This window comes from Amycolatopsis rhizosphaerae, from assembly GCF_007713715.1.
In the GTDB taxonomy this organism is placed as follows: domain Bacteria; phylum Actinomycetota; class Actinomycetes; order Mycobacteriales; family Pseudonocardiaceae; genus Amycolatopsis_E; species Amycolatopsis_E rhizosphaerae.
The window spans coordinates 1-6,137 of sequence record NZ_VJWX01000426.1; the positions used below are offsets into that span (position 1 = coordinate 1).

The 6,137-nt window shown below is 74.4% G+C and carries 8 protein-coding genes; 6 read left to right on the forward strand and 2 right to left on the reverse strand.

Features of this window, described 5'->3' with window-relative positions; translation table 11 throughout:
• Window positions 1–87: 87 nt before the first annotated feature.
• A complete protein-coding gene (locus FNH05_RS29485) occupies window positions 88–1,545 on the reverse strand; it encodes a sensor histidine kinase (RefSeq protein ID WP_144592127.1) in 1,458 nt (485 codons plus the stop codon).
• Window positions 1,546–1,776: 231 nt separating this feature from the next.
• On the opposite strand from FNH05_RS29485, the gene FNH05_RS29490 reads away from it, so the two are divergent.
• The 6 genes from FNH05_RS29490 to FNH05_RS39510 are packed head-to-tail and all read left to right on the forward strand — an operon-like array spanning window position 1,777 to window position 5,315.
• A complete protein-coding gene (locus tag FNH05_RS29490; RefSeq protein ID WP_144592123.1) occupies window positions 1,777–2,013 on the forward strand; it encodes a hypothetical protein in 237 nt (78 codons plus the stop codon).
• A 3-nt stretch (window positions 2,014–2,016) separates the two neighbouring features.
• Window positions 2,017–2,250, forward strand: coding sequence for a hypothetical protein (locus tag FNH05_RS29495; RefSeq protein WP_144592124.1), 234 nt, complete (start codon window positions 2,017–2,019; stop codon window positions 2,248–2,250).
• Window positions 2,250–3,179, forward strand: a complete 930-nt coding sequence (locus tag FNH05_RS29500; protein ID WP_144592125.1) for an FAD:protein FMN transferase — start codon at window positions 2,250–2,252, stop codon at window positions 3,177–3,179. The genes FNH05_RS29495 and FNH05_RS29500 overlap by 1 nt, the downstream gene beginning before the upstream one ends.
• Window positions 3,176–3,733 carry a ferric reductase-like transmembrane domain-containing protein gene (locus FNH05_RS29505; protein WP_222426740.1) on the forward strand — a complete coding sequence of 186 codons (558 nt, stop codon included), beginning with the start codon at window positions 3,176–3,178 and terminating at the stop codon, window positions 3,731–3,733. Before FNH05_RS29500 ends, FNH05_RS29505 begins: the two co-directional genes overlap by 4 nt.
• Window positions 3,730–4,920: an NADH-ubiquinone oxidoreductase-F iron-sulfur binding region domain-containing protein gene (locus FNH05_RS29510; protein ID WP_222426741.1), complete on the forward strand. Its 1,191-nt coding sequence runs from the start codon at window positions 3,730–3,732 to the stop codon at window positions 4,918–4,920. Before FNH05_RS29505 ends, FNH05_RS29510 begins: the two co-directional genes overlap by 4 nt.
• A complete protein-coding gene (locus FNH05_RS39510; RefSeq protein WP_246128008.1) occupies window positions 4,917–5,315 on the forward strand; it encodes a ferredoxin in 399 nt (132 codons plus the stop codon). Before FNH05_RS29510 ends, FNH05_RS39510 begins: the two co-directional genes overlap by 4 nt.
• Here FNH05_RS39510 and FNH05_RS29520 read toward each other — a convergent pair.
• A partial coding sequence (locus FNH05_RS29520) for an FAD-binding oxidoreductase (protein ID WP_246128009.1) occupies window positions 5,299–6,137 on the reverse strand: 839 nt, incomplete at its 5' end. The genes FNH05_RS39510 and FNH05_RS29520 overlap by 17 nt on opposite strands.

The window sequence follows — 6,137 nt, forward strand, 5'->3', positions numbered from 1 at the left end:
ACCCTGGCGAGCCCACCTGGGCCGCCCTTGTGCCGAACCTGTGTGAATCCTGTGCCCCGGCCGCGCCCGGTTCGCCGAGCGCGGGACTCAAACCCCGGTGAGCGGGAGGCGCACTTCGAACTCGGTGCGGCCCGGTCCGCTCCGTACCGCGACGGTGCCCCGGTGCGCGGAGACGACCGCGGCCACGATCGCCATGCCCAGGCCGGTGCTGCCCGCGTCCCGGGAGCGCGACGAATCGCCGCGCGCGAACCGCTCGAACACCGAAGGCAGCAGTTCCCGCGGGATTCCGGGCCCGTCGTCGGTGACGGTCAGCACGGCGGCCCCGCGCTCGGTGCGCAGGCGCGTGGTGACGGTGGTGCCCGGCGGCGTGTGCGTGCGCCCGTTGGCCAGCAGGTTGGCCAGAACCTGGTGCAGCCGCTGCGGATCCCCGATGACCACGACGGGTTCGTCCGGCAGCGCGAGCTGCCAGTGGTGGCCCGGCCCGGCGATGTGCGCGTCGCCCACCGCGTCCGCGACCAGCCTGGCCAGGTCCACTTCGGACCGTTCCAGCGGCCGTCCGGCGTCGAGCCGCGCGAGCAGCAGCAGGTCGTCCACGAGCACGGTCATCCGGGAGGCCTCGGATTCGACGCGGTTCATCGCGTGCGCGACGTTCGGCGGGACGCGGTCGCGGGAGCGGCGGGTGAGTTCGGCGTAGCCGCGGATCGCGGCCAGCGGGGTGCGCAGTTCGTGGCTGGCGTCGGCGACGAACTGCCGCACCCGGGTTTCGCTGGCCTGCCGCGCTTCCAGTGCCTGGTCGATGTGGCCGAGCATCCGGTTGAGGGCGTGGCCGACCTGCCCCACCTCGGTCGACGGGTCGGTGTCGGTCACCGGGACCCGCACCGACAGCGCGACCTCCCCCTTCTCCAAGGGAAGCCGGGTGACCTGGGAGGCCGCGGCGGCGACGCGGTCGAGCGGGCGCAGCGTGCGCCGCACCACGTACGCGCCGACGATGCCGGCGCCGAGCACGGCCGCGGCGGCGACCCCGCCGAGGATCAGCCCGACGGTGAGCAAGGTGTCGCGGGCCTGCCCCAGGGTCAGGCCGAACACTTCCAGCCCGTCGCCCCTGGCGGCGGCGATCACCCGGTACGGCCCGCTCGACAGCGTCACGGTGCGGGGCTGCCCGTCGGCGGGCACGGAGCGCAGGACGGCCTGATCGCCGGAACCGAGGGACTGAGGCTGGGCCAGCGACGAACCCGGCCGGGTGGTGAGCAGTTGCGCGTCGGCCTCACCACCGGAAAACCAGGCGTGCACGGTGCCGGTGGCGGTGCCCGCGACGGCGAGCGCGTTGTCGTGTTCCCGGTCGCGGTCCAGTGCGGCGGCCCGGCCGATGGTGTCGTGCAACTGCTGGTCCACCTGGCGGGTCAGGAAGGCGGACAGCGCGAACTCGCTGATCACCCCGATCAGCAGGCATACCACGGTGAGCAGGGCGAGCAGCGCGGCGATCAGCCTGGTCCGCAGCGGCCGGCCTCGCCGCCGCCCCCGGTCAGCCGCCGAGTGCGCGGCCATCGCCGTCGTTTCCGCTCGCCGCCAGGGCACGCTCCCGCACGTTCATTCCTCGACGATCGCCCGGATTCGTGTGGGCGCGTTGTGCGCTTCCTGTGAGCCCGCTGTGTCTCGCGCCGCCGGTCCCGGGGCACAGGAAGGCCCCACCCGGCCCACAGCCACCGCACAGACTGCCGCCGAAAACTGGTTGTCACGCAGGCGAAGTTCTCGCCGCGGCAGAGAGGAAGACCAGGCATGACCACCGGACGACTCCCCACCACACCGTCCCCTTCGGACGATCGCGGGCAGGCGCACTGGACCTACACGATCGACGGCAACACCGCGGCCGGGAACAACGCGAACTCCTCCTCCATCGCCACCGGCGACACCGTCACCGTCGTCGCGACGGTGAACGGCGGTACCGCCACGGCCACCAGGGTGACCGAACGGACCGCGGGCCAGAACCAGCAGAACCAGCAGAGGCAGGGCTGAACCATGGGCAAACGGGAAGACGGACTGCGCCGGGTCGCGCTGCTCACCGCCGGGATCGCGGTGGTGGGCGTCGCCGGGACCACGCTGGTCGCCTGCACCGTGCCGGGCACGCAGCAGAGTTCGGCGAACTCGACCGGCTCGGGCACGACGCAGTGGGACGGTTCCGGCCAGTCCTCGGGCGGAATCGGCATTTCACCGGGATCCGGTGCGGGGCACGGGCGTTCGGGAGGTTCGTGATGACCGCCGCCAGTCTCTCCACTGTGGACGATCTGTTGACCGGTCCCGGCGTGGCGCAGTGGCCGGTCTGGAGCACGACCGCGCGGATCGTGGTCACCGATCCGGCGGCACTGCCCGGGGCACGGGCACTGGTGGAAGCCGAACTGGCCGCCGTGGACGCCGCGTGCAGCCGGTTCCGCCCCGATTCCGAACTGGCCGGTGCCGAACGGGCGGGCGAGGCCGAGATCGGCGAGTTGCTGGCCGGGCTGGTCGCCGCCGCGCTGGACGCCGCCCGCCGCACCGGCGGGGACGTCGACCCCACCGTCGGCTCGGCACTCGCGGAACTCGGCTACGACCGCGACCTGCCGCTCGTGCCCGCCGACGGGCCCGCGGTGCCGGTCCGGGTGCGGCAGGCACCGGGCTGGCAGCGGGTCCGACTCGAAGGCCGCCGCCTGAGCGTGCCCGAGGGGGTGCGGCTGGACTTCGGGGCCACCGCGAAGGCCTGGACCGCCGACCGGTGCGCCCGCCTGGTGGCGGAGGCGTTCGGCACCGGCGTGCTCGTCGAACTCGGCGGTGACCTCGCCACGGCCGGAACCCCGCCCGAGGGGGGCTGGCGGATCGTCGTGCGGGACGCCCCCGGCGACCCGGCCTGCACCGTTACCGTGCCGTCCGGGACCGCGATGGCCACGTCGAGCACGACGAGCCGGACCTGGCGGCGCGGGGAGCGGCTGCTCCACCACGTCCTCGACCCCCGGACCTGCCAGCCCGCGCCACGGACCTGGCGCAGCGTCACCGTGGCCGCCCGCGCCTGCGTCGACGCGAACACGTGGACCACGGCCGCGCTGGTGCGAGGACGCGAGGCGCCGTCCCTGCTCACCCGAGCCGGACTCCCGGCGCGGCTCGTCGACGAGACGGGCCGGGTGCACGTCCTCGGCGGGTGGCCGTCGTGACCGCCCTCGGTTCCCAGGCCCTGTGGGCCTTCGGCCGGGGCAGCGGATTGGTCGCACTGGTGCTGCTGACCGCGTCCGTGGTGCTCGGCGTGAGCGCCCGCTCGGGGCGCCCGCTGCCCGGGCTGCCGCGGTTCGCCGTGACCGAGGTGCACCGCAACGTCAGCCTGCTGGCGAGTGCGTTCCTGGGCCTGCACGTCGTGCTGCTGCTGTTCGACCCGTACGCGCAGCTGCGGCTGTTCGATCTGGTGCTGCCCTTCGCCGGCGCCTACCGGCCGTTCTGGCAGGGGCTGGGGACCGTCGCGCTCGACCTGATGGCGGCACTGGTGGTGACGAGCCTGCTGCGCCACCGCATCGGCCGCCGCGCGTGGCGCGCCGTGCACTGGGCTTCCTACGGCCTGTGGCCGGTGGCGCTGCTGCACTCCCTCGGCACCGGTACCGACGGTGCCGCACCGTGGTTCCTGGGGGTGACCGCCCTGTGCGTGCTGGCGGTGTTCGGCGCGCTCGGGTGGCGGCTGTCCACCCGTTTCTCGGCGCGAAGGGAGGTCCGGGGATGACTGTGAGCACGAGCCGGGTGACGGGGCTGCTGGACGCGGCGGCCGGAGACCTGCAGACCCATTTCCGGCGTTGCGGGCCCGTGCCCTGGGGACGTCCGGACCTGATCGGCGACCTGCGCGCGGCCGGGCTGACCGGGCGCGGCGGCGGCGGTTTCCCGGTGTGGCGCAAACTCGCCACGGTGGCCCGGGGACGGGCGCCGGTGGTGATCGCCAACGGCGCGGAGGGCGAACCGGCCAGCCACAAGGACGACACGCTGCTGCGGCGCGCGCCGCACCTGGTGCTGGACGGGCTGCAGCTGGCCGCCGAAACGGTCCGCGCGGGGCAGGCGTACCTGTACACGCCGCCCGGGCCGGCGATGGCGGCGGTGAAGGCGGCGCTGGCGGAGCGGGCGGCGCGGGGCTGGGATGCCATCGCGGTGTCCCTCGTGGCGACACCCGACAGCTTCCTCGGTGGCGAGGAGTCCGCGGTCGTCGCGGCCGTGGAGGGCAGGCCCGCCCGTCCCGGCGACCGTTTCGAGCTCACCGCACGGTCCGGTGTGGACGGTCGGCCCACGCTGGTGCAGAACGTCGAGACGCTGGCCCAGCTGGCCCTGATCGCGCGCTGCGGGCCGTCGTGGTTCCGGGAACGCGGGACGGAGCGGGAGCCGGGGACGATGCTGACCACGCTGAGCGGTTCGGTGCGCGAACCCGGCGTCTACGAGGTGCCGATCGGGACTCCGCTCGGGCACGTGCTGGCCAGGGCGGGCGGTCCGGCGCGGCCGCTGTGCGCGCTGCTCGTCGGCGGCTACCACGGCACCTGGGTACCGGCCACCGCGCTGGCGAGCCCGTTCTCGCGCGCCGGTCTCGGCGCGGTCGGCGCGGGTGTGGTCATCGCGCTCGATACCGGGCAGTGCGGCCTGTGGGCCGCGGCGGGGGTCGCGAACTACCTGGCGCAGCAGAGCGCCCGCCAGTGCGGTCCCTGCCTGAACGGGCTGCCCGCCATCGCCGACGCGATGGCGCGGTTGGCCCGGGGCGGCACACCGGACCTGCCGGAGCGGCTGCACCGGCTGACCGCACTGGTCGAGGGGCGCGGCGCCTGCCACCACCCCGACGGCACGGCGAGGTTCGTGCGCAGCGCGCTCGCCGTGTTCGACGACGAGGTGGCGAGGCACCTGCGGGGGGACTGTGTCACCAGGAGGACGCGATGACCGATGATGGCTTGCTGGTCGTCGGGTCCGACCGGGTGCGGGTGTCCCGCAAGGCACAGGAGGACGCGATGACCGATGATGGCTTGCTGGTCGTCGGGTCCGACCGGGTGCGGGTGTCCCGCAAGGCACAGGAGGACGCGATGACCGATGATGGCTTGCGCCTGCACATCGACTGGACCGCCTGCGACGGGCGGGGGCTGTGCGCGGAACTGCTGCCGGAGACCCTGGGCAACGACCCGTGGGGCTATCCGGTGCCGCGCGACGGGACGAAGGAACCCGTCGTGCCGCCGGGATTGGCCGAGCATGCCCGGCGAGCGGTCAAGCTCTGCCCGGCGCTGGCGCTGCGCCTGCGGACCGTGCCGGACGACGGCGCGGGTCTCAGGAGGCCGGGCTGAGCCCGAAGTGCTCGCGGTGGACGGCGGTGGCGGGCACGTGGTGTTCGGCCAGTAGCGCGCGGACCGGGTCGGCGAGCTCCGGGGGTGCGGAGACGAACCACTCGTCCACCTTGGCCGGATGCAGCCGTCCCGCCAGCAGTGACCGCAGCCGGGCCCCGTCCAGCGCTCCGGCGTGGTAGTGCTCGTAGGAGATCGCCAGTGCGGTGCCGATGCTGTCGAAGGGCCGCGCCGAGCGGACGGGGTGGAGGTCGGGGTCACGCTCGTCGGTGCGGAAGTGCAGTACCCGCAGCCGCCCTTCGAAGGCGCGGGCGAGCCGGCTCAGATCGTCCGAGAACAGGGTGTCCGCGCCGCTGCGGTTGACGTAGAGCAGCGTGGCGCGGCAGCGCGGCGCGGCGGTGAGCGCGTGGGACAGCATCGGCAGCAACGGCGCGATGCCGATCCCGGCCGCGATCGCCACGAAGTGCCGGGCCTCTCGCGGGTGCGGGGCGAGCGTGAAATCGCCCGCCGGGGGCAGGACGTCGAGGCGGGCTCCGGGTGCCAGTTCCGTCGTGGCGTAGCTGGACAGCCGCCCGCCCTTGAGCCGTTTGATCGCCACCCGGAGTTCGGCTTCCTCGGGGCGGGAGCAGATCGCGTAGGCCCGCCGGACCGGCTCGCCGTCGAGTTCGGTGCGCAGGACGACGTGCTGGCCGGGGACGAACCGGAACTCCGGCCGCAGTGCGGCGGGGATGCGGAACCCGACCAGCACGGCCCGGTCGGTCAGCGGGCGCACGGTGCTCACCGTCAGGCTCCGGAACTCCGCCTCCGGGGCGGGCCGGGGCGAGG

Bases quoted from the DNA above. Each gene is read 5' to 3' on its own strand.
- FNH05_RS29485 (WP_144592127.1), bottom strand. From the start codon at position 1,545: ATGGCCGCGCACTCGGCGGCTGACCGGGGGCGGCGGCGAGGCCGGCCG.
- FNH05_RS29490 (WP_144592123.1), top strand. From the start codon at position 1,777: ATGACCACCGGACGACTCCCCACCACACCGTCCCCTTCGGACGATCGC.
- FNH05_RS29495 (WP_144592124.1), top strand. From the start codon at position 2,017: ATGGGCAAACGGGAAGACGGACTGCGCCGGGTCGCGCTGCTCACCGCC.
- FNH05_RS29500 (WP_144592125.1), top strand. From the start codon at position 2,250: ATGACCGCCGCCAGTCTCTCCACTGTGGACGATCTGTTGACCGGTCCC.
- FNH05_RS29510 (WP_222426741.1), top strand. From the start codon at position 3,730: ATGACTGTGAGCACGAGCCGGGTGACGGGGCTGCTGGACGCGGCGGCC.
- FNH05_RS39510 (WP_246128008.1), top strand. From the start codon at position 4,917: ATGACCGATGATGGCTTGCTGGTCGTCGGGTCCGACCGGGTGCGGGTG.